At 38.0% G+C, this 25,422-nt stretch carries 24 protein-coding genes; 2 read left to right on the plus strand and 22 right to left on the minus strand.

Annotation, left to right across the window (positions count from 1 at the left end; genetic code table 11):
• Positions 1 to 118 precede the first annotated feature (118 nt).
• A complete protein-coding gene (locus AC07YT_RS02025) occupies positions 119 to 568 on the plus strand; it encodes an SRPBCC family protein (protein ID WP_086546036.1) in 450 nt (149 codons plus the stop codon).
• 378 nt (positions 569 to 946) lie between these two features.
• Here the strand turns inward: AC07YT_RS02025 and AC07YT_RS02030 are convergent, their stop codons facing one another.
• Complete coding sequence (locus AC07YT_RS02030; protein WP_086546035.1) at positions 947 to 1,861, minus strand: pentapeptide repeat-containing protein; 915 nt, start codon at positions 1,859 to 1,861, stop codon at positions 947 to 949.
• Between the two features lie 133 nt (positions 1,862 to 1,994).
• Complete coding sequence (locus AC07YT_RS02035) at positions 1,995 to 2,834, minus strand: AraC family transcriptional regulator (protein WP_086546034.1); 840 nt, start codon at positions 2,832 to 2,834, stop codon at positions 1,995 to 1,997.
• A 122-nt stretch (positions 2,835 to 2,956) separates the two neighbouring features.
• Between AC07YT_RS02035 and AC07YT_RS02040 the strand changes: the two genes are divergently transcribed.
• Positions 2,957 to 3,970 (plus strand): zinc-binding alcohol dehydrogenase family protein, encoded by a 1,014-nt coding sequence (locus tag AC07YT_RS02040; RefSeq protein ID WP_086546033.1) that lies wholly within the window; start codon positions 2,957 to 2,959, stop codon positions 3,968 to 3,970.
• A 129-nt stretch (positions 3,971 to 4,099) separates the two neighbouring features.
• On the opposite strand, the gene AC07YT_RS02045 is transcribed toward AC07YT_RS02040, so the two are convergent.
• From AC07YT_RS02045 to AC07YT_RS02140, 20 genes are all read right to left on the minus strand, one after another.
• Positions 4,100 to 4,399: a hypothetical protein gene (locus tag AC07YT_RS02045; RefSeq protein WP_086546032.1), complete on the minus strand. Its 300-nt coding sequence runs from the start codon at positions 4,397 to 4,399 to the stop codon at positions 4,100 to 4,102.
• A 40-nt stretch (positions 4,400 to 4,439) separates the two neighbouring features.
• A complete protein-coding gene (locus AC07YT_RS02050) occupies positions 4,440 to 4,997 on the minus strand; it encodes a hypothetical protein (protein WP_086546031.1) in 558 nt (185 codons plus the stop codon).
• Positions 4,998 to 5,150: 153 nt separating this feature from the next.
• Positions 5,151 to 5,567 carry a helix-turn-helix domain-containing protein gene (locus AC07YT_RS02055; protein WP_086546030.1) on the minus strand — a complete coding sequence of 139 codons (417 nt, stop codon included), beginning with the start codon at positions 5,565 to 5,567 and terminating at the stop codon, positions 5,151 to 5,153.
• A gap of 134 nt (positions 5,568 to 5,701) precedes the next feature.
• Positions 5,702 to 7,630, minus strand: a complete 1,929-nt coding sequence (locus AC07YT_RS02060) for a polysaccharide biosynthesis protein (protein ID WP_086546029.1) — start codon at positions 7,628 to 7,630, stop codon at positions 5,702 to 5,704.
• A gap of 30 nt (positions 7,631 to 7,660) precedes the next feature.
• Positions 7,661 to 8,725, minus strand: coding sequence for a GNAT family N-acetyltransferase (locus tag AC07YT_RS02065; RefSeq protein WP_494945142.1), 1,065 nt, complete (start codon positions 8,723 to 8,725; stop codon positions 7,661 to 7,663).
• Between the two features lie 25 nt (positions 8,726 to 8,750).
• Entirely contained in the window at positions 8,751 to 9,788 is a 1,038-nt protein-coding gene (locus AC07YT_RS02070; protein WP_086546028.1) for a GNAT family N-acetyltransferase, read from the minus strand.
• Positions 9,789 to 9,827: 39 nt separating this feature from the next.
• Positions 9,828 to 10,322: a GNAT family N-acetyltransferase gene (locus tag AC07YT_RS02075; RefSeq protein WP_086546027.1), complete on the minus strand. Its 495-nt coding sequence runs from the start codon at positions 10,320 to 10,322 to the stop codon at positions 9,828 to 9,830.
• Positions 10,319 to 11,290, minus strand: coding sequence for a hypothetical protein (locus AC07YT_RS02080; protein ID WP_086546026.1), 972 nt, complete (start codon positions 11,288 to 11,290; stop codon positions 10,319 to 10,321). The genes AC07YT_RS02075 and AC07YT_RS02080 overlap by 4 nt, the downstream gene beginning before the upstream one ends.
• Positions 11,291 to 11,301: 11 nt before the next feature.
• Positions 11,302 to 12,105, minus strand: a complete 804-nt coding sequence (locus AC07YT_RS02085; RefSeq protein WP_086546025.1) for a phytanoyl-CoA dioxygenase family protein — start codon at positions 12,103 to 12,105, stop codon at positions 11,302 to 11,304.
• Positions 12,106 to 12,162: 57 nt separating this feature from the next.
• On the minus strand, positions 12,163 to 13,317 hold the full coding sequence (locus AC07YT_RS02090; protein WP_494945143.1) for a glycosyltransferase family 4 protein: 1,155 nt from the start codon (positions 13,315 to 13,317) through the stop codon (positions 12,163 to 12,165).
• A 78-nt stretch (positions 13,318 to 13,395) separates the two neighbouring features.
• Positions 13,396 to 14,799: a pectate lyase family protein gene (locus tag AC07YT_RS02095; protein WP_494945144.1), complete on the minus strand. Its 1,404-nt coding sequence runs from the start codon at positions 14,797 to 14,799 to the stop codon at positions 13,396 to 13,398.
• Positions 14,800 to 15,011: 212 nt separating this feature from the next.
• Entirely contained in the window at positions 15,012 to 16,103 is a 1,092-nt protein-coding gene (locus AC07YT_RS02100) for an NAD-dependent epimerase (protein WP_086549304.1), read from the minus strand.
• 117 nt (positions 16,104 to 16,220) lie between these two features.
• A complete protein-coding gene (locus AC07YT_RS02105; protein ID WP_086546023.1) occupies positions 16,221 to 17,303 on the minus strand; it encodes a glycosyltransferase in 1,083 nt (360 codons plus the stop codon).
• A gap of 13 nt (positions 17,304 to 17,316) precedes the next feature.
• The gene (locus AC07YT_RS02110; RefSeq protein ID WP_086546022.1) at positions 17,317 to 18,207 is read right to left on the minus strand and encodes a glucosamine inositolphosphorylceramide transferase family protein; all 891 of its coding nucleotides are present in this window, start codon (positions 18,205 to 18,207) and stop codon (positions 17,317 to 17,319) included.
• Between the two features lie 4 nt (positions 18,208 to 18,211).
• Positions 18,212 to 20,053 (minus strand): asparagine synthase (glutamine-hydrolyzing), encoded by a 1,842-nt coding sequence (gene asnB / locus AC07YT_RS02115; RefSeq protein ID WP_086546021.1) that lies wholly within the window; start codon positions 20,051 to 20,053, stop codon positions 18,212 to 18,214.
• Positions 20,054 to 20,073: 20 nt separating this feature from the next.
• On the minus strand, positions 20,074 to 21,174 hold the full coding sequence (locus AC07YT_RS02120; protein ID WP_086546020.1) for a glycosyltransferase: 1,101 nt from the start codon (positions 21,172 to 21,174) through the stop codon (positions 20,074 to 20,076).
• A gap of 6 nt (positions 21,175 to 21,180) precedes the next feature.
• Positions 21,181 to 21,783 carry a sugar transferase gene (locus AC07YT_RS02125; RefSeq protein WP_086546019.1) on the minus strand — a complete coding sequence of 201 codons (603 nt, stop codon included), beginning with the start codon at positions 21,781 to 21,783 and terminating at the stop codon, positions 21,181 to 21,183.
• Positions 21,780 to 23,054 (minus strand): DegT/DnrJ/EryC1/StrS family aminotransferase, encoded by a 1,275-nt coding sequence (locus AC07YT_RS02130; RefSeq protein ID WP_086546018.1) that lies wholly within the window; start codon positions 23,052 to 23,054, stop codon positions 21,780 to 21,782. Before AC07YT_RS02130 ends, AC07YT_RS02125 begins: the two co-directional genes overlap by 4 nt.
• A 58-nt stretch (positions 23,055 to 23,112) precedes the next feature.
• Positions 23,113 to 24,261 (minus strand): hypothetical protein, encoded by a 1,149-nt coding sequence (locus tag AC07YT_RS02135; RefSeq protein ID WP_494945145.1) that lies wholly within the window; start codon positions 24,259 to 24,261, stop codon positions 23,113 to 23,115.
• Positions 24,262 to 24,326: 65 nt separating this feature from the next.
• A complete protein-coding gene (locus AC07YT_RS02140) occupies positions 24,327 to 25,421 on the minus strand; it encodes a glycosyltransferase family 4 protein (protein WP_086546016.1) in 1,095 nt (364 codons plus the stop codon).
• Position 25,422: the final 1 nt, after the last annotated feature.

Consider the following 25,422-nt stretch of genomic DNA (forward strand, 5'->3'; position numbering starts at 1 on the left):
TTAGCCCCTATCCGTTTTAACTTTTTACTTCCATCTTTGTTAAGAAGGTGGAGCAGCAACCACAAAAAAACGGGCGAACCGAAAAGCCAGATGAGTAGGATCAGAAAAAATCTATTTTATGTCTAACAACCAAGTTTCATTGCACAGGGTAATTAAAGCATCTCCAGAAAAAGTATATCGCGCTTTCGTTGAGCCAGTAGCACTCGCTTCCTGGATGCCGCCTTACGGTTTCCTGGGTACAGTACACCAGATGGAGGTAAAGGTGGGCGGTACTTTTAAAATGTCGTTCCAGAATTTCACCACCGGCAACAGTAATTCTTTCGGTGGAGAGTACATCGAGGTTCGGCCGAATGAACTGCTTATATTCACCGATAAGTTTGACGATCCTAAGCTGCCTGGAACACTTACGAATACGATTCGGTTAAAAAAGACTTCTGTAGGTACAGAATTGGAAATTTTACAGGAAAATATACCAGCAGCTATACCTGCCGAAATGTGTTATCTGGGTTGGCAGGAATCGTTAGAAAAACTGATCAAGCTGGTGGAACCGGAAATACCTGAGGGTTAACTGGTTTTGATTGACAGCTTGTAAAATCAGTCGTCATTGCGAGGAGGAACGATAGCCTGCCCCGTCTTTTCGGGGAAGCAATCTTTCCTGGTGTGATAAGATTGCTTCAACCGATCTGTATTATGGATTGTCATTATGAGGTTATTATTGCTTGAAAATGCAAACTGTATTTACCTGCGCAATTAGCGTAATCTGCGGGAAATTTATGAATACCTATCCCGCAGATCTAATAAGATAAACGCTGATGGATTGAGATAGCCTCAAGCTAGCGAAAATTCTGATAACACCATGCTCAAATTTCCCAGCCCTCATACCAAACTTATAAAAAATCAAATAAACTTGCAGCTTTAAGCATTACAGAAGCCAGATGTACTGATATTACATCAGGTTAACCTTAAATAAATCAGCACCCAAACCTTTGAGTGAAGCATAGGTTAATTTATCCATCGTTGCCCCTTCAAAGCAGATTGTTTTAATGGCCCGGTAATATTTATTGGTAAGGGCGAAGGTAGAGCGGAAAGATACATTTTTAAGTGTTGCACCTTTAAATGTAGTATCGTTGAGCGCTGCATTGTGAAACAGCACGCCTGTAAAAGTCTGCCCGTCCAAACTAAGTCCGCGCAAATCGGAATAGTCAAAGTCTACACCCTCAAATATGCAGTTTTCAAAAACGGTCTTCCTCAAATCGGTCTTGCTGAGTTTAACCTCCCTTAGTTTGGTATTGCTGATTTTTGCTCCGGCCAGTTCTAAGGCATAAAACTTTGTACGCAGCAAAATGGCCTGATCAAAATTAGCAGCTGTCAGATCAGTAGCCGACAGGCTGCAATCGGTAAGGTTTGCACCTGTAAAATTCGCTTCACGGGCATCGCTACCCAGAAACGAACTTCCAGTCAGGTCGGCGCCACTAAAATCTGAGCTGCGTAAATTACTCCCGTTAAATTTCAGCTGATGCGCCACAACACCTGCAAAATCGGTACTGGCAAGATCGTTGCCACTGAAATTAGTCAGCAGTTGTGGCTGAGATGAATCTGTTAAACCCTTTACCGCTATTTTTTCCTGTTCCTTTTCACTAATGGCATTTGCAGCAGCCGGGTTTGCTGAAAAATAATTGAGATCTACATCCAGAATCTTGGCGAGTTGGTTCAAGGTGATAATGTCTGGCATCGATTCTCCCCGCTCCCATTTTCCAACGGCCTGCGGGCTTACAAATACATGTCTGGCAAGTCCGGCCTGAGACATATTTATTTTTTTTCGTGCTCCGGCAATTTTATTACCGATCATTTTTGCATCCATATGTACTGTCTTTTTTTAATCATTCGACATTGCAAATGTAGCCCCCCAATTAGCCAGATTCCGCAAATCAGCCGATCATCATAGTTGTAATTACGCTACTTATTGTTGCCTTTTAGCAACTGGCAGTTGTATTTTAAGCCGCAAGCGAATTCCTGAACGCTTTAAGGCTTAATCCTCTTTGCGATTTGAAAAATTTGTTCAAATGACTTTCATCTGTAAAGCCCAGCTCATAGGCAATTTCGTTGATGCGCATATTACTGAAACGCAAACGTGCTTCGATAAGTTTAATCCTTAAATTGGCAATATATTGCTGCAGGGTTTCGTGGGTATGTTTCTTGAAATATTTACCAAAATAATGCTCAGAAATACCAAACTGGCTGCTTAGTTTTTCAGCCCTTAACTTCTCAGGATGATAAATATTTGCCTGAATATAGTTTAATAAGGCCAGGGTTTTCTCCTCGGCATCTTCCTTAATGGCAGCAGGCAGGTATTTGGCAATATTCCGCGCCACCATCACAATCATCGTATCTACCATTTTTGCAATTAACTCCTTGTTATACAAGTCGCGGTTTATATACTCGGCCATCATCGCATCAATAAGCGACCGGATAAACGGTTTGTCTGAAAAGTTTTTAAGAATACAACCAGGCTGGTGACTGGCATTCTGCAGAATATATTCCATCCGCTGCACATCATCGGTACGGAATTCTTTCGAACGGATATATACATTTCCAAAACGCAGAAAGAAAAATTCGGTAGTGCTTTCTATCTCAAACGAATGGCAATCTTCCGGCGTAATCAGAAACATATGGCCAGCATAATAATCAAATTTATTATTATTGATACATTGTTTTCCAGTACCCGATAAAATGTATACGAGTTCGAAAAACAAATGTTTATGACCTTCCTTTGGGCATTCGTCTAACTTCTTATAAACAATTTCAAAAGGTTCGTGTAAAGTTTCTCTATTCATGATGTGCTAAGCGTAGCGCAAATTTACCAATTAAAAGCAAATTTATACTGAATAATAACATAATATCAGTTTATATTTGCCTTATAAGAATCATAAAAATTGTATATCCATATAAAAAAACTATGAAAGCTATAGGATTTAAAACCTCATTACCCATTACAGAGCAAGAAAGTTTTATCGAATTTGAAACAGCTGTTCCCCAACCAGGCGGACGTGATATCCTGGTGAAGATAAATGCAATCAGTGTAAATCCGGTTGATTATAAAATACGCCAGAATAGTGCTAAAGATACAGTTTTGGAAAGTCCGAAGGTGATTGGATGGGATGCTTCCGGAATAGTAGAAGCTGTTGGAGAGTCGGTTACCTTTTTTAAACCGGGTGATGCGGTTTATTACGCTGGCGATCTTACCCGCAGTGGTAGCAATGCCGAATATCAATTGATTGATGAGCGGATTGTAGGCTTAAAACCTAACACATTTAGCAATGCCGAAGCTGCCGCTATGCCCCTAACCGCACTTACAGCATGGGAATCGTTGTACGACCGCATCCGCATTAACAATCAAAAAGATAAGGGAAAAACAATACTCATTATTGGAGGTGCCGGTGGTGTAGGTTCAGTTGCGATACAGCTCGCAAAAAAAATAAGCGGGCTAAAGGTAATTACTACCGCTTCGCGTGCTGAAACCAAAGCATGGTGCCTGGCTATGGGAGCGGATTTGGTGGTAGACCATAAAAACCTGGTAGAAGAAATACGTGCAGCAGGTTATCAGGAAGTAGATTTTATACTCGATTTTGTTGACTTAAATGTTTATTGGGATGCCATAGCAAAATTGATCAAACCACAAGGCCATATCGTTTCGATTACGGGTTCGGCTACTCCAATTGCGCTGAATAAGTTAAAAAATAAAAGTGTTACTTTTTCGTGGGAATTCATGTACACCCGTTCGATGTACCAAACCGACGACATGGAAGAACAGCATCATATTTTAAATAAACTTGCCAGACTTTTTGATGACGGCACGCTTAAAACCACTTTAAATACCACGCTGAAAGGCTTCACAGCTGAAAACCTGAAAGAAGCACACCGTTTGCTGGAAAGCGGAAAAACGATTGGTAAGGTAGTAATCGAATATTAAGTGGTTAATGGTAATACGGCTGATATACTCTTGCCGTATTACCATTTGCAACAGTCACAAAACAAGAAAAGGCCACTCCTTTCGGAGCAACCTTCCCGTAATTTTTGGCTGATTAGCTGATTGAGCGGCTTATTTTTTCCCGCTCATATCCATAAAAATGGATTTAATTCCTTCCAGAAGCTCTTTTCGCTCACTTGCCAGTACCAATGGAAACCATTCGTCGGTATGTAATTCTACAACATGCTCATGGATGAGGTAGTGCCTGCCCGATCTAACCCTCCGGCGATTACCGGGAATGATCGTTCCAGATAACATTTTGATTATAATTTTCGTAATCATCCTGATGTATTTCGGAGAATCCTCATATTTACAATCAATAAAAAGGATCCACAATCCGTTCATCGTATTGTATTGTATACTTGCTTTCATTTATGAAGCTATTAAAGATGACTACTAAGGAATACCCGTTTTATAAACTAAAGCCCCAGGCGATTCTGAAGCCTACAAAGTTGTTTGTATGATCGCAGTGATAGAATTTGCCATTGCTTTCATAGCGTAATCCGGCATCAATGTAATTATTGTTGTGCAGATAAAAGATCATTCCCGCCTGCGGTGCGTATACAAATGCGGCTTTTTTCCCCTCAACACAGTTTGTTTTGTTTAAAAGAAAGGAAAAACCGATTTCCGACTGCAGGTAAAGATTACTTCTGTAGAAATATTTTAAGCCTGCTTTAACTGGTACAAGCTGTAAGTCGTCAACCAAACGGGAGTAATTGCCCGATACAAAAATGTTGTTGAACCCTGTATTTACCGAGGCATATAAAATGCTTTCGGTAATGGGAAATTCGGCCTGAACGGATACACCAAGCGGGGCTTCGTACTTTTTAGCTAAGTAACCAGTCGCTAAACCTGTTTCGATACCAACTGAATACCGAATGCCTGTACCACCATACACCTGCGATTGTGCTTTGGCGCCTTGAAAAACAAACAATGGTAACAGTAGAGTTAATGCGTTAATTGTTTTCATGATTTCAAAAAATTAGTGAATAGAAATCCATCACCATAAAACGTGCTTATGGCGAATTATTTAGAGAGATACTATAAAAAAAGGGAGCGTTCACCGGAATGGTAAACCCTAAGAAGATATTGGTTTAAAATAAATTAAAATACCAGCAATGGCTTAAGAAATAGACCTGTTGTTATTTCTTGGCATAGTATGATGTGCAACGGTTTCAGAAACACTCTTTTCTATATTGTTATGGCTTAATATTTCGTTGTATTTTTCAAGTAACTTGATGTATTTATTCATCCAGAAGTATACTGAATTCGCATCACCTTTGGTTTGATCCTCGGTATGTGCATCAAAAGCTTCATGAATATAGTGACTGTTTTTAGAAAAAGTTTCGGGTAACTCAACAGAAAAATCGTGACCAATTACGGTACCTACTTTCCAGATAATTTCGGGATTTAGACTTTTCTGATCAAACCAATTGTAAATAGTTCTTCTACTTACATTTAATTTCCGGGATAACTCACTTATCCCCATTCTGTCTCTGCGTACAACACGCTCAAGAACCTGGCCTACATTTAAACTCATAGCAGTTAATTTAATTTAAAATAAAACATTTAAATTCGATCAACAATCTGGGACGACTTCTACTATTTAATGCAATTTAACAATTATTTCGGGAACAAAAGTAAAATAATTGTATTAGGGTATTTTTACGGTAATTAATTGGCAACCAACAGATCTAACTCTTCAAACCTTGAGTTATTACTGATATAATCGGGTATAATTTCTTTCATTTTCTTCACCATATTCAAATCGTTGCCATCGTTGTTCAGTACAATCAGGTCTTTAATAATCTGATTAACGTACAAATAATTGTAGGCTACTTTTTGTGATATTTTAATTTTTGGATGATGGGTAGGGATAATCTCTTCTTCCATGAGCAAGAGTTCTTCATACAGCTTCTCTCCCGGCCTCAAACCAGTGAAAACGACATCGACATCCACATAAGGGGTTAAACCCGCTAATTTGATCATATTTACAGCCAGGTCGACAATCTTAACCGGCTTGCCCATATCGAAAAGATATATTTCTCCTCCTTTTCCCATTGCTCCGGCTTCCATCACCAATTGTACCGCTTCAGGAATAGTCATAAAGTAACGGGTTATTTCAGGATCGGTGACGGTAATGGGGCCTCTTTTTTCAATCTGGCTTTTAAATCTTGGGATAACAGAGCCATTTGAGCCCAAAACATTTCCAAAACGGGTGGTCACAAAACGCGTACGCGAAGCTTGTGTGGTAATTTCACCTGTCGAAATAATCTCAGGGCTGTTTAGCGACTGAATATAAATTTCGGCCAAACGTTTAGATGCACCCATTACATTGGTTGGCTTAACGGCTTTATCGGTAGAAATCATGACAAACTTTTCTACGCCAAACTCCATTGAGATATCCGCCATATTTTTAGTCCCCAGCACATTTGTTAAAATGGCTTCAGCGGGGTTATTTTCCATCATGGGCACATGTTTGTAAGCCGCAGCATGGAAAACAATTTCAGGTTTATAGAGTTCGAATAGTGTCCTGATCCGGTTTACATTCTGCACATTGGCCATAAATATCTTCACGTTCGCCGACTGGAAATTATCTTCCAGTTCGAGTTTTAAATCGTGAAGCGGTGTTTCCGCCTGGTCGCATAGAATTACCGATTTAGGATTATACTGTAAGGCCTGCCTGACAATCTCCGATCCGATAGAGCCCGCAGCACCTGTAACTAAAATACATTTACCACTTAAATCTTTCAGGATATTCTTTTTATTGAGCTTAATGGGTTCACGTTCCAATAAATCTTCAATTTTCAGGTCGCGCAACTGGTGCGAATCTAACTTACCGTACAGCCATTTATCTGATGGTGGCACCATAATTACCTTAATACCTTCGTTAACACAGATATCAATGATCTTCTTTTTGTTTAAAGTGTTTAGTGCATCTTCGGCAAAAAGTATTTTTTTGATATTGTGTTTTTCTTTTAACAGTTCAACTGAGCAAGAATGATATACCTTTTTCTGTTCGAGGTATTTATCAACGCGGTCTCTGTTATCATCAATAAAGCCAACAATGCTGAGGTTAGAATCTTCATTCTGTTCTATTGCTTTTTTGATGAGGATCGCTTTTTTTTCCGATCCGTAGATTAGAATATTTTCCTTGGTTTCTGATTTGAGTTCTTTAAAAAAGAAAAATACCCCTTTTACCAAAATACGCATGAGAATAAGCAACGATGAGGAGATGAAAAAGTTCAATATCAATGCTTTATCCATCTGATGCCAAAGCAATTGAAAACGTTGCGAAAGTATCTTGTTTACGCTGACAAAGAGTAAGCTGGTTACAAAAACGGCAAGAAAAACCCTCAGCATATCTTCAGTATTGGAGTAACGTATAATACCGGTGTGTATTCTTAAAGAAATGAAAACACCTGCTGCGATAAAACAATAAAGCGCTACATAAACCGCATTGCCCGCGTTAAAAACTTCAGTATAACTTAAGGTATTGGTTAATACGATGGATATGAACAATGTCCAAACAACGATCATCTGATCGATCAATAAAATTAACCACCTGGAGTGTGCTGTATCTGGGAAAAAGAACTTTTTCATAATTGAGAATCATTAAATATTGTGTACAATTTATTGTGGTAGCATTCTATAAAGGGGAAAAAAATCTGCACCCTCATGTAATTGGTTGCCCGATTTTTCTACTAACTGATTGTAAATAGGTTTATTGGCAATAAAACGCCAGCTATAATAGTTTAAAAGTATATTTGAAAAACCCTGTTTCCATTCAAAAAGCGAATCTTCTTTAAAACCAAGTCCGCCTCCTAAATGATAGTATTTCATGTTCCATTTTCGGCCTAATTCACTAATCTCATCAACCAAAAATTTAGCTGGAGAATTTCTAAGGTAATTTGCATTGGTGGCAATCAGGTGGCCCTGAATAATGCCTTTGGTGCACATTATGATACTGCCACAAACAATATCATCATTTGAATAAACCAGGATGAGCTTACAATCGAATTCTGTTGACCGCACCAGCTTTGTAAAATATTCTTCAGTAAAAAGATAGAAATCTGTAGCACTGATGCGGTTCATATTCGATTGATAGAGTTTAGCAAAAGCAGCAATATCTTCCTGAGCAGTAGTTTCCACAGCAACATAACCAAACCTTCTACACTTTTTGATGCTATCTCTCGTGGTTTGCCGGTACTGTTTCCGTTGTTCTTCTATACTTTGCTGTAAGTTAATGGCAATCGTTTTGCCATTTTCATAGATGCCATCGGCCTTTTGCAACAGTATATTCTGATCGAAAAAAGGATGAAGCCTGCAAAAAACAGAAACATAACTCCCCTTTTGTAAAAAGGCCGTAAAAGCGCTAAGAAAATTCGTTTTCAAGCTGTCGCTCATATCGGTAAACTTCAGGTTTGAAACCGGGCCCGAATAACCATAAACGCAATGCAAATCGTAATATGGGGTATCCTGTATTGCGCGTGATAATAGAGGTATAGCGATAAAATTAAGGCCTTCGCAATACACAAATAAAATAGGCGTCCCATTGGTTGCCATAGCATGGTAATGCCAGGTATGATAAAAATCATAATCGGCAGCCAGGCTAATATACTTTACCCAATCATCTTTTTGTTTTAAAGTTAATTGCAAAGTAGTGCCTGTAGCATTATTTTCAATCAGCATATCCATTTTTTAAAAAAGAAATAACAATTAATTATGAAGCAATTACAGGACTACGGTAGAGGGGAAAAAAATCAATATTTGAAAAGGGATCAAGTGATCTTTCGTTTAAAAGTGTATGGTATAATTCGTTATTGGCAATGTATCGCCAGCTATTAAATTCGAAGCATAAATTAGAGAAACCCATTTTCCAACCGAAAAGATTATCTTCTTTAAAATTAACACCACCGCCGAGGTTAAAATATTTATACCCCAGTTGCCTGCCAATTACCGTAATTTCATCAGTTAATAATTTGGCTGGCGATTCGAACAGGTAGGTGGTCCTGGTGGCCAAAAGATGTACCTGCATAATTTCTTTTGTGCAAACAACAATGGCGCCTGATATGGCTATTCCATCTTTATACACCAAAAAAAGCTTGCTATCAAATTCATCAGAAGAAAGTAGCGCAACGAAATAGGCATTATTAAAAAGATAATGGTCTTTAGCACCTATGCGAATCATGTTTTCGGTATATATTTCAGAAAATATACTGGCATCGTTAATATCAGTAGAAATCCTGACTTCATAATCGCGCTTTCGCAATCGCCTGATTTTTTCTTTTACGCTTTTCCTGTAACCGGCCCGCTGGCTCTCAATGGTTGTGGTTAAATCAATGGCTACTGTTTTTCCATTAGCATGTACGCCTGAAAACTTCTCCATTAACCTTTCCTGGTTAAAAAAGGGATGCAACCTGGAAAACACAGTTACATTTTGACCGGTTTCTAGAAACGCAATGAATGTACTTTTAAAATTCTCCATGAAAGTATCATCCAGCGCATTAAAATCCATGTTCGAAATGGGCCCTGTATATCCATAAACCGATGTAAAATCGAAAAAGTCGGAACCGGGGATATTTCGCTTCAAAAGCGGAAAGGCAATGTAATTTTCGCCTTCCTCATACACAAACAACATGGGTAAACCACTTTTATCTAGTGAATGGTAATACCAGGTGTGATAAAAATCGTAATGCAAAGCGCGCTTTACATATGCAGACCATTCTTGTTTATCATCAATTGTAATTATTTTTCTCATTTTGAGCTATTAAATTAGGGTAGATTTAAAGTAAACAGGTCAATTTGCAGCAAGTAAAACAGAAGAGTTAATTACCATTTTAATAAAATCCTCTTGTTGCGAAACGCGTTGAAAGCCTACTTTTTTATAAATGGAATAAGCAGCAAGGTTATCTGAATGTACTTCTAAAAAGATGTGTTTAAGATTAAGGTTATAAAAAGCATATTTTAATAACATTAAAGAGGCATTATAACCTATCCCCTTTCCCCAGTATTTCTTTTCCCCAATAAAGAGGTGAAATTCTGCACTTTCGTTGTCGATATCAAGCAGCTGAATATTGCCAATATATTCATTCGTGTTTTTTACGCAGATGGCAAAACGTTTTTCATTAGCCAGATTGAGTTTATTTAACAACCATTGTTTTTCGATTTCGGCTGTGATGGGATCTTTTAACACAAATTTGGTATACGACCATACTTCAGGATCGTTTCTCCACTTGTAAGACACATCAGCATCCTTTAATTCTAATGGCCTTAAATAAATTTGAGTATTCATATGAGCGGTTTTAAAGCTTTAACAATTACTTTCATATCGGCTATGCTATAGCGATGATCGATTGGTAATGAAACAAGATGTTTAGTCAGAAAGTATTCATAACTATCTGCATGCGCCCATTCGTAAACATTAGGCCAATAGGTGGCCACGAATATTTTTTGATTGATGAGCTGTTGTTTAACAGATGGATCTTCCACCAAAAGCGGGTAAACCATTGGCACATCTTCTGCCGAAAAGTTTAACCTCAAAAGATTTTCCTGTCCCAATTGTTCGTCCAGGTAAGCAAAGTTTGTTCTTCTGCTATTGGCGCACTCATCGTAGTTTATACCTGAAAGAATGCTTTCTGTTAATAGCGACATCTTTTTGATTTCGTTATTGCACAGCTGTTTATTATTTTCTATATAATCGGTATAACCTTCTTCAATATTGATATCGATACTTTTAATCAGGTGCGAGAACCGATCTGTTGATTGGTCCTGTTTTAAATTTAAACCCAATGTGGTAGAGATATTAAGATAAGCACCATCGGGTACACCGAAAAATTTCCGGCAGGAATAGAAGGTATCGCAGTTATTAATCGGTTTACAAAAAAATGCCTGTGCATTATCGACAATCAGATTCCTGATTTCTTTGGCTAATTTTTTAATGGTTTCTGTTTTAAGGCCAAAGTAATTGGTGTAAAGCAGGCAACAACGTTCGCCTATTTCAAAATCTATAATTGGGTCTAAATCCTCGTCTATATGATAAAAGTGATAATGTACATTTAGTTTTCTGAGCGGTTCTAACAAAACCTCGCACGTATAATATGGAAGGTATATGGTGGTATATTTTCTTATCCTTAACACATACTCCAGTGCATTTCTGCCTGTATTGAGTGCAATTAAATCAGGATAATAAAGCTCGCCTTTTGATAATTCGAGCGGTATGTAGCCACCAATGGTTTTGGGTGAGTGCGTTCCTGTTTCCATCGTTTTATCTGTTAGCCTTGATCCGCTTTATACATCCTGTTTTCCACAGGCCTGTAATATTCCTGTAAACTGGCCGGCACCCTTGCATTATAACCGATAATCTGTCTTAAATCGTTATCTATTTTTTCGCCGAATTCATATCCTAAAAATCTGGGATAATCGAATTGTTGCTTAATGTAAGGTTTGGTAAAACCTAAGGTTAAGGCCCTACGCTGTTTTCGGGTGAAATTGATACCACCTGCATGCCAGATATTGGAATCGAATAAGATAATGCTTCCTTTTTTGGCAATGGCTTGTTTAGCAAAAGCTTTAAAATGTTTTTCTTCGGGTTTAATATCCAGTTTATGAGAGCCCGACAAAAAATGTGTGGCGCCATTAAATATGGTAAAATCATCGAGTACGATAATCATCTGGATCATAAATTTAGATTCAGCGGAAAATGTACGTACATCGCGATGGATATTCTGGATGTAAGATTTGGTCTTTTTGGTGTTAATTACGCCGTTTATTCCATTAAGGATATAGTTTCCGCCCAAAAAATCGCGGATTTCCCTGTGGCAGTACAACTTACTCAAAAGCTCGATAGCGAAATTATCTTTCTCCAGCAAATGATGTAATGTTCCTTCCATATTTTCATCAATTCCATTTAAAACCTGTATTTCCCTTCTCAAAAGATATGAAGTTTCGAAACCTGTGGTTATTTCTGAAATTAATTTCTGATTGATTGCCTTTTCATATACAACCCATCCATACTCCTCTATAGCTTCCCTAAAGTCGGCTAAAGTGGCTCGTTTGTAAATAAATGTATTGTTCACAATTTTAGGTTTAGTTTAATTTATTTATTTGGTTAGTTCTTGATGTGCAAAGGGTGGTTAAGCCTGTAAATGCATAATCTTAAAGAGTTCTGCATTTACGATATTCACATCAAATTTTGTTTTTGCAAATTCGTGTCCTTTGTTTCCAAAGGCAATAATATCTTCGCTGTTATTAATAAAATATTCCATTTTATTGGCCAGTGCACCCGCATCTTTTACCGGAATAAGAAATCCATTGGCTTGCTCAGGGTCGTTATTAATGGTTTCCCGGCAGCCTACAGAGTCGCAGGTAATTACTGCCCTTCCAATAGCCATTCCTTCGAGTACACATCGTGGAACGCCTTCCCCGTAATAAGAAGGAAGCACCATGACCGAAGAGCGTTCAATATCTGGCCGCACATCATCAACCTGCCCCATATATTGAATGGTATCGCCATCAGCAATTTTTTGATATAAATCGGGTGCTATAGCATCGATATTAGGACCATATGGTCCAATCAGTTTAAAAACGGCTTGTGGAAACCGCTGTTTGAGCTGTTTAGCTGCATCATAATATTCTTTGATGCCTTTTGCATTGATGAGCCTCGACACCATTAAAAAAGTTATGGGCGAAGTACTGGGTTTGGAATAGTGATAGTGGCTTAGATCTACTCCTGATCCGTTGACCACATAAACCTGGTGTTTTTTATTCAGGATTTTCAGATCAACTAAACGTTGAGAATCGTCTTTGTTCTGAAAAATAATATTTAAATGCGGATTGGGTTTCAGACTCAGCTTTAATAACAACCTCGTTATTTTAACAATGAGTTTATTACTGGAGGCGTTATCGGTAAAGTTATACCCTAATCCGGTAAGCATGGGGGCTATTAATTTAACCTTACATATTTTAGCCAGGAAAGAACCATAAATAACAGGTTTAAAGGTGTAAGGAAAAAAAATGTCAGGTTTAATTTGTTTGATGAGTTTATACAGCGAAAAGATAAACCTTAAATCGGATAAGATAGAAACGTTACTGCCATCTAATTTACTTTCGTAGGTAATTACATTTAGCGCTTTCAGTTTACTCCGAACCGATTCTTGTTCAATTTTTGGCGTAAACACATAAACCTGGTTATGTTGTTGCATCTTTTCGATCAGCTTCCCTCTGAAATCGAGCAGAGATCTGGAAGAGTCGCAGACGATAAAAATCTTTTTCCTAGTTATATTCATCATGTCAAAATTTTAATTTAAACTGCAAAGCCACCTATCCAGGTGGCTTATTGCAGAAAAAATATGAAGGTTTTGGTTTACCTATCTGGCACCAGCATTTGCCGTAACAATAGCAGGCACACTTGCTGCATCGTTAAGGAATGATTTGTAATCATACTCTGGAACCCAGGTAGAAACTGCCGTCGTTATATTGTTTGCACCACATTTATCGTAAATGTTGGTGGTAATACCGCTAAAATATCCTTCCGGATCACTTGCCACTTTTGTAGTTAATGGTTTAACACAATTTGAGAAATACTCATTATCTGTTCTTACTATACCACCTGCTCTTGTACCGATAGAGTAACCAGAGTTGTTAAGGTGATAGTTGTTAAACATGTGCACACTACCATAGTTCATTGATGGCTCTCTCTCTGTAATGTTGTACCACATGTTATGGTGCATCGTTACGTGTAATTTACCTTTATCAGCTTCGTGACCTTCGATACCTCCACTAATTAGCACCGATAAATTGGTATCGTGAAATTTGCTCCAGGAAACCGTTACATAATCAGATTCTCTGGTAATGCAAATATCTTTACCCCAATATTCCCAGCCATGGCTACGGTCTGTAGAGAAATCGCAATGGTCAACCCAAACGTGGTGAGCAGCATCTTTAATTTGCACGGCTGCCTGTTCTACGTAATTTTTAAAGGTAATGTTCTGGATGATGATGTTACTTACTGTGTAAATGAATAAATTCACACCTTCGATAACAGCACCAGATCTGCCAATAATAGATTTATTTGATTTTACATATACGATATCTTTACCAGCACCTTTAATGGTACCGCTCACATAAATAGTACGTGTAACGTTATCACCAACGGCAGCTTTTAACTGGTCAAGCGTGGTTACCGTAGTTTCAACACCACCCTGGCCACCTGTTGTTTTACCATTTACCAAAGCATAACCTACTAAGGCTGCATTAATAGTTGTATTTGTTGGAGGAGGAGTTACCGTTTCTGCCGGTGGTAAAGCAGCACTTGTACCGCCCATTAAATAAGTATATGAACGGCCATTGGTTCTTGGGTCGGTATTGTCAGATGCTGAAAATATTACTGTACTACCCCAATGGCTAAACCTGCCTTTTCCTAAATTCCTGATATCATCGTGTAAACTATGGGCAGGACCAATTTCTACTCCGTCTTCAAATAACCTTAAAATCGATTGCTCTTTTGAAGTAGAATTGTCGCCGCCTGAAATTGATTGTGAAATTTTATAAGCATAACCTCCCTCAGATTTTACTCCTGAAAGGCTTAATTTACCAGTACTGCCACTGGTGGCGGCTAATACTGATGTTGAATCGCCTGAAAACAATTCTGTACTGTCGGCCAATGCATCATCAGCCTTTACACTTTTTTTACAATTACTAAAGAAAATAATCGTCGTTAACATTAAACCAATTAAACTCACTTTTTTAAACAATTTTGTCGTTCTCTGCATTTTTTATTTTTTTTAAATTTACAACTTAACGCTATATGCGATAAATGAGTACATTTAATAAAATGCAGTTAAAACGCTGATAATTAAATAATAGGCTTAATATTCGGTATTATTTATACTGTAAACCAATTGCTTACAGATAGTAAAATGACAGTTTAATAATTCAGGTAAATAAAACTTATAATACAACTAGTTTACACAGTGATGACAAACTAAATGGTAATATCAGCTGTTTTAGAAACCAACTGTAAATTTGGGTGGTAAAATGTTGTAAACCAGTTCACAAAATTCTTTACACCTTTTTGCACAGAAACAGCAGGTTCATAATTTAACAGGTTTTTTAAATCATCTATATCTGCTGATGTTTCTGCTACATCACCATCTTGCATGGGCATAAATATTTTTTTTGCCGTTAATCCTGTTTCTTTTTCAATTTCCTCTACAAAATCCAACAGGTTTACTGGTGCGCCTCTGCCAATATTAAACACGGCAAAAGGTGCTGCAGATGTAGCAGGATCAGGATTTTGGTTATTCCAGTTTGGATTGGCCTGTGCCGGCTGATCAAATACCCTAACAATACCTTCAATAATATCATCTACATAGGTAAAATCTCTTTTCATTTCTCCGTTATTAAAAACTTCAATAGGTTTGCCTTCTAAAATTGCTTTTGTAAATAAGAACAAGGCCATATCTGGGCGGCCCCATGGACCATAAACTGTAAAGAAACGTAAACCTGTAGTTGGTAAATTAAATAAATGGCTATAAGCATGAGCCATTAATTCGTTACTTTTTTTCGAAGCAGCATATAATGAAACCGGATGATCTACATTATCGTGTGCAGAAAATGGCATTTTTTTATTTAACCCATAAACACTCGAGGAGCTGGCATACAATAAATGGCCAACTTTAAAATGGCGGCTGCACTCCAGGATATTTAAAAAGCCTTTAATGTTGGCTTCTATGTAAGCATCTGGATTAGTTAAGCTGTATCGCACCCCTGCCTGCGCAGCCAAATTGCAAACCGCATCGAATTGGTAAGTTTTGAAACAATTTTCTAAACTTTCTTTATCACAGATATCCAACTTAATGAAAGTATAATTATCATATTTATCACTTACCTGAGGAACACCATAAACCAAATCGGCATGGTTAATACCAGTTTGAGCCAAACGGGCGTGTTTTAGGTTTACATCGTAGTAATCGTTGATGTTATCAATGCCAACAACAACATCTCCTCTTTCCAATAAGCGTTTTGCTAAATGGAAACCAATAAATCCGGCTGTACCGGTAATTAAAATTTTCATAAAATTTAAGTTTGAGAAACAGTTAAAAATCGCCCCGAAAAGGCTTGCTTGTTTGTTTTTAGGATACAGCAAAGCATCCCATTAGTTATGCGGTAAAAGTTTGTTTATATTTTAGGCTTAGTTTTGGCGCTGTAAAGCGCTTAAAATAGATTGGGCAAATATTTCTGGTCTGCGGTTATATAAATATTGCATCGCAGTTTCAGAAGCCTGATGCTGGTTTTGCTTTAATTTTTTGCGCATCGCCTCGGCAAGGGCTTCTACATTGTTGACTTCAACTGTGGCGATAGCCGGAATTTCGCTAATACCACCTGCGCAAAGTGTAGATACTACTGCGTTGTTTACCGACATCATTTCTAACAGTACATTCGGGAAACCCTCCTTTATCGAGGATACCACGCAAAGTTTTGCCTGTTTAAAATATGGAGCCGGATTATCTATCTGTCCCTTTAAGAAAACAGAATCGCTTAAATTGTTCTCCTGAATCATACTGCTCAATAACGTTCTTTCTTTTCCCTCTCCCAGCACGAGCAATTTTAGTTTCGGATGCTCCTGCTGAAGCAGTTTAAAAGCTTTAATCAGAACCGGAAATCCTTTTTCAGGGATTAACCTTCCTGCGGAGCAGATAAAATCGAGTTTGGCATCGCCATTAATTAAAGGCTGAGCAGATTTAGCAATGATCTTATTAAAATCAATGGGATTGGGTTGAACCAATATATTTTGCTCCGATAAAAACCGGTTATGATCAAACAACTGTGTTTTCATTAAAGCGGTTTGGCAAACCACTAAATCTACAGCCGGATAACCCATGCGGTAAATGAGCTGATAAATGCGTTTTTTAATTCCGCTGAAACGGGTAAAAACAGAAGTACATTCGCGTACAATTAATTTAGATCTGAGGTAACCTATACGTTTCAAAAAGCCCAAAAAAGCATTTAGATACGGGTGTGTACTCATGATCACATCTTCCTTTTTATATTTCCGGAGTAGCGGTATCAGTTTTACAAAACCCCAGAAAATTGTTTTCCTAGACAGGTATCTTTTAGAAATGCCTTCAGAAATTTTAAGTCCGGTAAAAGCATGTTTTTTTAAAAAGTATATTTCGCCATTAACAGCAGTCGCCATCATCAGCAGCACATTTTCAGCGCCATTTGGGGCATCGGTTAACGAAATGAAAATCATTTTTTTGTTGGTTATGCTCATTTCGAATGGTGATTTATCTTTTAAGATTTCGAACTATTTTTTTGAATGGCATCATCAGGCTTAATACTTTCCGCTTGCCATCTATTACAATAATGTTTTTAGCGAAACTGATGTTATGGAGTCCTCTGCTGTACGGTTTATCGGGTAATATTTCGAATTTATTGGTGGTTTTAAATTCTTTTTCGCTGAGTGTTTCAATTTCGTTAATGATAATTGAACCACCATAACGGTTAATGGGGTTTTGTGTTGGCCGATACAGCGATTGACCCACTTTAAATAAACTCCCTGCAGCCCTGCAAAATTCTTTTTCTACAGGAACAGGGTTCTGATAATGCCCGGTATACTGACCATCTAAAGTTTTTGAATGGTAAATGTAGAGGTGATCATGATCTCCGGATACACTGGTAAAAAGCCAGTATTTATTTTCGTGATAAATAATCGAACTGTCTACAAAAGCCTTTCCGCTCACCAATACTTTTATTTTGGTTAACTGACTTGGATGCTCCTGATCTACCTGATAAAGTGATATTTCTTTTGCTTCTGATGTTTCCGGAATGCAGTATAAACCACCATTTTCTTCAATAAGATAAGGATAAGATAAATGGATTGCTTCTGGTTTAATGCCCTGCACTTTCTTCTTGTTTTTGAAGTCGAATCCATCCATCATCATAATCTCGCCTTTCCCCTTCCAAAAATCCAGTTCTTCGTAATAAATTCTTGGTGCATTATTTACATTCACCACAAAAGGATCAGCTGCATAATCGATGTTATCTTCCTGCAACCAGTTTATGGCCGCACCAAGTTTTTTTGTACTGATCAGCTCTTCCCGTGTTTGATAAACGAAACCAATGTTCCATTTATCGGCGGTAAATATTTTATTAAAGAGGTTAACTGTTGCATTCATCCTGTTAGGCTACTAATGAAACTTTATGTGTCGTTGATTTATTTTTAATTAACCATTGAGAGAGCACCAGCAATTTCCAGATCTGTGGATACCTGTTCCACTTTCCGGTCATATGCTCATTAATAATTTCCTGTGTTCTTTTCAAATGAATGCCTGGAATGTTTTTCAGATTATCGGCAGATAAATTGTCCATCACATAATCTTTTAACTCATTTCTGAACCAATGCTGAAATGGCATGGTAAAACCGGCCTTTGGCCGGTCGAACATATGCGCCGGAACGTGGTCGAACAATAAATCTTTTAATATCCGTTTTTGGTTTCCGTTGGTATATTTAAACGCTGTGGGCAGGCTTCTCGAAAATTCCATTACCCGATAATCCATTAAAGGCGAGCGCGATTCCAGCGAAAAGGCCATCGATGCGCGATCGACCTTTGTATTGATGTCGCCATTTAAATAGGTTTTGATATCAAAATCAGAAATGCGTTCTAATAAAGGCTTAGACGGATTGGCTAAAATATGCATCAATGGGTTATACTTCGCCAAATCGGGTTGTTTTACCCAGGAGTTTTCCATATTACCAAACATCTTGACATATAGTTTTTCTACGTCTTCCATAGAAATGCCCATGGCAATCAATTTATGGCGGTAACTTGGCGATTGGTTAATCAAGCCTGCCAGTGCTTTTCTAACGCCATGTGGCGCGTAAAACAAACTGTTTACCTGTTTAATCCATTTGTAACGGTGATAACCTAAAAAAGCTTCGTCGCCCGCATCACCACTCAATGCAACAGTTACGTGCTTTCTGGTATTTTTACTGAGCAACATAGTGGGTATAGCACTCGAATCGGCAAAGGGCTCATCATAAAAACGGTTAAAGTTTTCAATTAACTCAATACCGTCATTGTAATTACACTCAATAGTATAATGATCGGTACCCAAATGTTTAGCTACCTGACTGGCATAAGCACTTTCATCAAAACCTTTCTCATTAAATTTTATAGAGAACGTTTTAACATGGTCGATTTCTTTTGTGGCTAAAGCAGCAATTAACGAAGAATCAATACCACCTGACAAAAATACGCCCAGTGGTACATCGGCATTCATCCTGATTTTAACCGCATCGGCCAAAATAAGTGCTAAAGCTTCTTTAGCTTCTTCGTAACTGCCCTCAAACTTGTTCTTCCAGCCATAATCTAAAGTCCAGTATTCGGTAATTTTAAGCTTATGGGATTTAAGATCGTATTTAAAATAGTGGGCTGCAGGTAACTGTTTCACCTCTGCATAAATAGACTGTGGCTCTGGCACATAACCCCAAATCAAATATTGATTAATGGCTTCCTCATTAACACTAAGGCCCCTATCTATATTGATTTGTGAAGGTTGACTTGCAAATTCGAACGATGAATGATCGTGGGCATAATAGAAAGGTTTTTTGCCAAAGCGGTCTCTTGCACCAAACAGTTCATTTTTACGGGTATCATAAATTACAAAAGCAAACATCCCGTTAAAACGGGTTAAACAACCGGCACCATATTCCAGATAAGCTGCACATATGACTTCGGTATCAGAACTGGTGTTAAACTGGTAGTTTTTCCGTTCCAGCTCCCTTCTAATGTCCTTGTAATTGTATATTTCTCCGTTAAAAACAATATGGAGGTGCATATACGAAAAGGGTTGATTAGAACGGGCATCGAGATCGATAATGGCCAATCTATTGTGCGCAAAAATAACCTGATCGTAACGTTGAACGCCGGTATAATCCGGACCCCGAAAACTGATTCTTGCCATTTTCTCGCGGACAATTCCGTCTGAGTAAGGTATGGTTGTGCCGTATATTCCACACATAGCGATAATATTTTAGATGATTAACTGATTAATTCTTCATATTGGGCACTGATTTTATCGAGCGCACATTTCTGATATACATTTCTTCTGATTTCTGCCGGGTTCCATTGGCCTTGGGTACAGGCCTGGATAATTCGGCGCCTAAAGCCTGCCAAATCACCCTGTTCTAAAACAAAACCGTTAAAACCGTCGATAATTAATCCCGGGATTCCGCTCACTTTGAAGGTTACAACCGGTAAGCCTACCGTAAGTGCTTCTAAAACCACATTCGGGAAACCTTCGGTGTAAGAACTCAGCACCATTAAATCGTGCTGAACCATTACTTCGTGGATGTTTTTAATTTCCCCTAAAATTTTAAGCCTGTGATCGAGTCCAAGGTTTTTAATTTTGGTATTTATCTGTTCTTTCAGTACCCCCGTGCCCACAAAATCGAGGTGATAGTTTTCAGGCAAATGTGCCATAATATCAACCAGCCTTTCCAAGCCTTTTTCCAGTGCAAAACGGGCGACAACTAGTAACCGATAAATTTTATCAGGTGTTTTATCTTCCTTTAACTTATTGGTTTTCAATACCGGATTGGCAATTACCCTGATCAGTTCATGATTGACATTATAAGTATCGATCAATGATTGTTTCATTTCTTCCGACTGGCAAACGATCTGTTTGTAACCTCGGTAACTTGCGCTGGCAAAAAGTTCGTAAAACCTCGATTTAAATCCTTCAAACAATCTTTGTTCGTGTGGAATATTGGAAGCCCTTGCAATAAGCATCGGAATTTTTAAAAACCGCCCTACTAGCGAGACCAAAATATTAATGTGATCGGTAGTGGAAAAAACAGCATAAGGTGCTTCCTTTTTTAACAGGCTATAAAGCGCGAAAAAAGATTTTGATGCTTTTTTGGTTTTCAGGTCGATAAAACGGACGCCAGGCAAGTCCATGGAGAAACAATTCACGGTTGAATCTAAAATCACAATGGTCACATCAAACTTATCTTTATTAAATCCCTGAGCCAGGTTCCAGAACACCCGTTCTGAGCCTCCTGAAGTTAATGAGCTAAGTACAAAGAAAACTTTCTTTTTAAGATTAACTTCTTCTTTTATAGTTATTTGAGGAGCGTACATGTTATTTTAGTTGATGACAATTCTGTTAATCGTTAACCAAATAATTTTGAAATCGGTTAGGATATCATTATGGTTGATATACCTCATGTTCTGTTTTATTTTTGCGGGAATAATGCGTTCCACATAATAACTTTCAGGATCTTCAGCATGTTTAAGAAGTTCGTTCTCGTTACAAAACTCTACTGAAGCCCAATCAGTAATACCAGGTTTAACCGATAAAACATAACGTTGTTCGTCATTATACAGGTTTACGTATTTTCTAACTTCAGGCCTAGGCCCTACAAAACTCATTTGCCCTTTTAAAACGTTTAATAACTGAGGCAGTTCATCCAGTTTGTATTTCCTTAACCAATAACCCAGTCTGGTAATTCGGTTATCGTGGTTCCCGATGGTGAGCAAACTGTGGTTACTCTGCGTTACACACATGGTTCTGAATTTTACCAGGTGAAAATCTTTCATATTTCGCCCCACCCTGATCTGTTTAAAGATGACCGGCCCTTTAGAATCGAGTTTAACCAAAATCGCAATCAGGATTAAAAGCGGACTAAAAAGGATTAGGCACAAACTTGCGAGTACCACGTCGAACACTCTTTTTTTATTTTTTTTCATGATGCTACTGCCATTTGTTTGTGTACAATAAAAGTTTCTTCCATTGTTTTGATGCGGTTATTCAATTGTATATTCACACAGCTGATCACCGAATTGATAATGAACTCTATCTCTGTTTCCGTTAATTGCGGGTAAATCGGCAATGAAATTTCGTTTGCATAATTCTGATAAGCCATTGGGTAATCTTCAATTTTATAACCCAGGTTTTTAAAGAGGGTAAGCATGGGCATTGGAATGAAGTGTACATTACTGGCGATACCCAAGGATGCCAGGTCGTCAATAACCTGATCTCTTTGTTCTTCAGTGAGTCCCTTAACCCGCATCGGAAAAAGATGATAGCACGATTCTCTTTGTGTACTTACCAAAGGTGGGGCAACAAACCAATCCTCATGCTGAAAACCATCACAATATTGAAGGGCAATTTTTTTCCTTTGGGGTAAAAGTTCATGATTGTACTTTCTGATCTGCGCCAGACCAATGGCTGCGCATATATCGGGCATATTAATTTTTAATCCCTGGAATAAAATATCGTAACGCCAGCCGCCACCTCTTGATTTTGCAAGTGCATCTTTATTTTGTCCATTGAGCGTATACATTTTTAAATAACTGTATTCTGCCTCTGAATCAAATGGATATGGAAGATTTAAACATATCGCACCACCTTCTGCTGTCGTGATATTTTTAACCGCATGAAAAGAAAATATCGTCACATCACATTTTAGAGCAGCAGGTTCATCGTGAAATAAACTACCAATTGAATGGGCCGCATCAGAGATGAGCAGGATTCTTTTTAAGATCGATTGTTTATCTGATTCGCACTTAAACTTTTTCTGCACTTTATGATCTGTAATCAACTCTTTTAAAGCAGTATAATCACAAGGCCATCCAGCAATATCTACGGCAATGATGGCTTTTGTTTTAGTGGTAATTGCGGCTTTAACCTTATCCGGATCGATGTTAAAATCATCTAAGATATCAACCATAACAGGTACGGCACCGCAATGAAGAACCGCCAAAGCAGTAGCGCTGTACGTATAGGCTGGAATAATTACTTCATCACCAGCTTTAACGCCAAACCACTTTAACATTAAAATAGCGCCTGATGTCCATGAGTTTACACAAACCACTTCTTTTGTTCCGGTGATGCTTTTAATTTCTTGCTCAAGGGCTTTCACTTTAGGCCCAGTGGTGATCCACTTATTGTTAAGGGTATCTAATACCTGATCAACCACAGATTGATCGATAAACGGTGGTGAAAATGGAATGTTCATATTCGTCAATTTAATTGTGAGAATTTAATAACCTGTAGCTTTGGGATAACCAGAACTGTTAATTGTATTCAACCAGAATGGGATCTTCCATTTTGATTTTGGAAAGTTGTAAAATGGCAAAGTAGAGGAACAAGGTAGGACCGCTTGTAGCCAGGAGCCATTCGTTATGAAAAAAGGAATTGATGGAAATGGCCAGAAAAGAGCAGCTTAAACAGACCAGCAGTGCATTCTTCTTATCTTTGATATGGAGAAAGGCATAAAAAATAATCTTCCCTACTTTTCGATATAACAACACGAGTAAAATAAAGCCCAGCAAAGGGCCTAAATAGGTAATAAACATTAAATAAGCATTATGAGAGGTAATTACGATGGGTCCTTTTTTATAAACAAAGTTGTGCTGTACCACATCATTCCAGGTTTTCCCATAAAACAGTAAGCCAAAAGGATACTCGGTTATAATCTGGATGTTCTCTCCCATCAAGTCACCACGTTCTTCTTTACCCTTAGCATTTTCAGCGCTCTTATTTAAAATATTCTGTTGCTTTTTACCTTCAGAAAATTGTTCAATCGAGCTTTGAGCAATAAAAAATATGGCACAAAACACACCGAATATTAAAATTGATTTGGCTTTATAATAACTGAGGAAAAATAATCCGGTTACTACTGCAAAAGCCACCAGAACCGATCTTTGCATACCAAAGAAAATAAGAGAGAGCGATAATCCAAATAAGAGAAGGTTAATTAGCCAGCTTCTTTTAAATAGTATAGCATTGATAACCAGAAATGGTGTTAAAGCAGCCATCTGGTAACCGAATGTAAAAATTGTGGTCGATATGCCAGCTGGTGCCTGCAATACATCTTCCTGCACCAAAAGCGAGCGTATAGGTGCCATGTTGATCTGGTGATCGATAAACATGATGATTCCTGAAAGCAGCAACAAGCCGAAGAAAAACCCGACAGCGATGTTCATTCGCTTTAAATTAGTGCCGATAACATAGTTGAATAACAAGGCAAAACAGGTCGCAACAATTAACAGGGCAAAAAAACCGGTAACATCTTCCTGACCTATGAGATAAAAAAACAGTGCAGCAATAAAGAAAATAAATAACTCTTTGCCATATAGAAAGCCGGTTTCTTCTGTCCGGTAGAAATAGATTAACGGCGCCAGGAAAACCATTGGTGCCGGAATTCTGAAAACCCCAGTCATGAAGATATTGAATGTTGTTGCGTAAACGTAGGCAAACAACAAAAAAAGAAACATTATTTTTTTTGTCATGACATGATGAGTTGCTCCCAGTTGGCAGAAATGCGTTCAATAGAATTTGTTTCGTTGATCGATTTTGCTTTTTCTGAAAATTCACTTCTTAAAAAACTGTTATTAAGCATTTTATCGATAGACAATGAAAGTCCAACTATATCTTCTTTGTCAACCAGAAGTCCGTTAATTCCGTGTTTGATAATCTCTGAAGGACCAAACTCACAGTCCATGGCTACACAGGCACAGCCCATTCCCATGGCTTCTACCAGTACATTAGGATAACCTTCGCTCCTGGATGAAAGCACAAAAACTTCAGCCTGTGCATAATAATCCTGCAGGTTTGATTTAAAACCAATCAGCTTGACTTTGTTTTTTAAGTTTAAATCGGCGATCTGTTTTTCAAGACTTGCTCTATCCGGTCCTTCTCCGGAGATTAAAAGATCAACATCAGTCAATTCCAGTTTGCTATAGGCTTCTATAAGGTTATCGAAGCCTTTTTCATAACATAACCTCCCAACAGAGAGAATAAATCGTTTACTGTTAACAGCGCCTGTATTCGCATGAGAAAAGTGATGAATGGGATTGTGTATGGTTTTAAAATTATACAGCGTTTCGAACTGTTTAATTCTTTTAAATCCTTTAAACATCTCAAATGCGGGCAATACAATGGCTTTTGATTTTCTATAAATATGAAACACCATCCACTGCAATAATCTATTGTATTGATCTAAGGTGTAAACCGGCGCTGTTCTTTCCGAAACCAGATAGGGTAAGCCTAAAATCACACAACATAAACCTGCCCAAATGTTTGCAGATGTCATAAAACAAATGGTACAAACTGGCTTTTCTTTCTTTAATACCGTGAGTAACCGGTAAAAAGTCAGGTAAGCATATTTAAGTCTGTTGAAAAGATTATGACGACCTTTTCGCTCCACCAGGTTTACGATTTTAACTTTTTTATTTATTTCATACCTAACTTCTGCTGTATTGAGACAAATCATGGTAACACTGCAATTTTTATCGCTGAAGTGATTAGCCAGATTGCTAATTACCCGCTCAGCACCACCACCTTCTAAACTGTTGATTACGAAGCATAATTTAGTAGCCATT

Source organism: Pedobacter sp. GW460-11-11-14-TSB4 (genome assembly GCF_059423705.1).

Bases quoted from the DNA above. Each gene is read 5' to 3' on its own strand.
- AC07YT_RS02025 (WP_086546036.1), top strand. From the start codon at position 119: ATGTCTAACAACCAAGTTTCATTGCACAGGGTAATTAAAGCATCTCCA.
- AC07YT_RS02030 (WP_086546035.1), bottom strand. From the start codon at position 1,861: ATGGATGCAAAAATGATCGGTAATAAAATTGCCGGAGCACGAAAAAAA.
- AC07YT_RS02035 (WP_086546034.1), bottom strand. From the start codon at position 2,834: ATGAATAGAGAAACTTTACACGAACCTTTTGAAATTGTTTATAAGAAG.
- AC07YT_RS02040 (WP_086546033.1), top strand. From the start codon at position 2,957: ATGAAAGCTATAGGATTTAAAACCTCATTACCCATTACAGAGCAAGAA.
- AC07YT_RS02045 (WP_086546032.1), bottom strand. From the start codon at position 4,399: ATGAAAGCAAGTATACAATACAATACGATGAACGGATTGTGGATCCTT.
- AC07YT_RS02050 (WP_086546031.1), bottom strand. From the start codon at position 4,997: ATGAAAACAATTAACGCATTAACTCTACTGTTACCATTGTTTGTTTTT.
- AC07YT_RS02055 (WP_086546030.1), bottom strand. From the start codon at position 5,567: ATGAGTTTAAATGTAGGCCAGGTTCTTGAGCGTGTTGTACGCAGAGAC.
- AC07YT_RS02060 (WP_086546029.1), bottom strand. From the start codon at position 7,630: ATGAAAAAGTTCTTTTTCCCAGATACAGCACACTCCAGGTGGTTAATT.
- AC07YT_RS02065 (WP_494945142.1), bottom strand. From the start codon at position 8,725: ATGGATATGCTGATTGAAAATAATGCTACAGGCACTACTTTGCAATTA.
- AC07YT_RS02070 (WP_086546028.1), bottom strand. From the start codon at position 9,788: ATGAGAAAAATAATTACAATTGATGATAAACAAGAATGGTCTGCATAT.
- AC07YT_RS02075 (WP_086546027.1), bottom strand. From the start codon at position 10,322: ATGAATACTCAAATTTATTTAAGGCCATTAGAATTAAAGGATGCTGAT.
- AC07YT_RS02080 (WP_086546026.1), bottom strand. From the start codon at position 11,290: ATGGAAACAGGAACGCACTCACCCAAAACCATTGGTGGCTACATACCG.
- AC07YT_RS02090 (WP_494945143.1), bottom strand. From the start codon at position 13,317: ATGATGAATATAACTAGGAAAAAGATTTTTATCGTCTGCGACTCTTCC.
- AC07YT_RS02095 (WP_494945144.1), bottom strand. From the start codon at position 14,799: ATGCAGAGAACGACAAAATTGTTTAAAAAAGTGAGTTTAATTGGTTTA.
- AC07YT_RS02100 (WP_086549304.1), bottom strand. From the start codon at position 16,103: ATGAAAATTTTAATTACCGGTACAGCCGGATTTATTGGTTTCCATTTA.
- AC07YT_RS02105 (WP_086546023.1), bottom strand. From the start codon at position 17,303: ATGAGCATAACCAACAAAAAAATGATTTTCATTTCGTTAACCGATGCC.
- AC07YT_RS02110 (WP_086546022.1), bottom strand. From the start codon at position 18,207: ATGAATGCAACAGTTAACCTCTTTAATAAAATATTTACCGCCGATAAA.
- asnB (WP_086546021.1), bottom strand. From the start codon at position 20,053: ATGTGTGGAATATACGGCACAACCATACCTTACTCAGACGGAATTGTC.
- AC07YT_RS02120 (WP_086546020.1), bottom strand. From the start codon at position 21,174: ATGTACGCTCCTCAAATAACTATAAAAGAAGAAGTTAATCTTAAAAAG.
- AC07YT_RS02125 (WP_086546019.1), bottom strand. From the start codon at position 21,783: ATGAAAAAAAATAAAAAAAGAGTGTTCGACGTGGTACTCGCAAGTTTG.
- AC07YT_RS02130 (WP_086546018.1), bottom strand. From the start codon at position 23,054: ATGAACATTCCATTTTCACCACCGTTTATCGATCAATCTGTGGTTGAT.
- AC07YT_RS02135 (WP_494945145.1), bottom strand. From the start codon at position 24,261: ATGACTGGGGTTTTCAGAATTCCGGCACCAATGGTTTTCCTGGCGCCG.
- AC07YT_RS02140 (WP_086546016.1), bottom strand. From the start codon at position 25,421: ATGGCTACTAAATTATGCTTCGTAATCAACAGTTTAGAAGGTGGTGGT.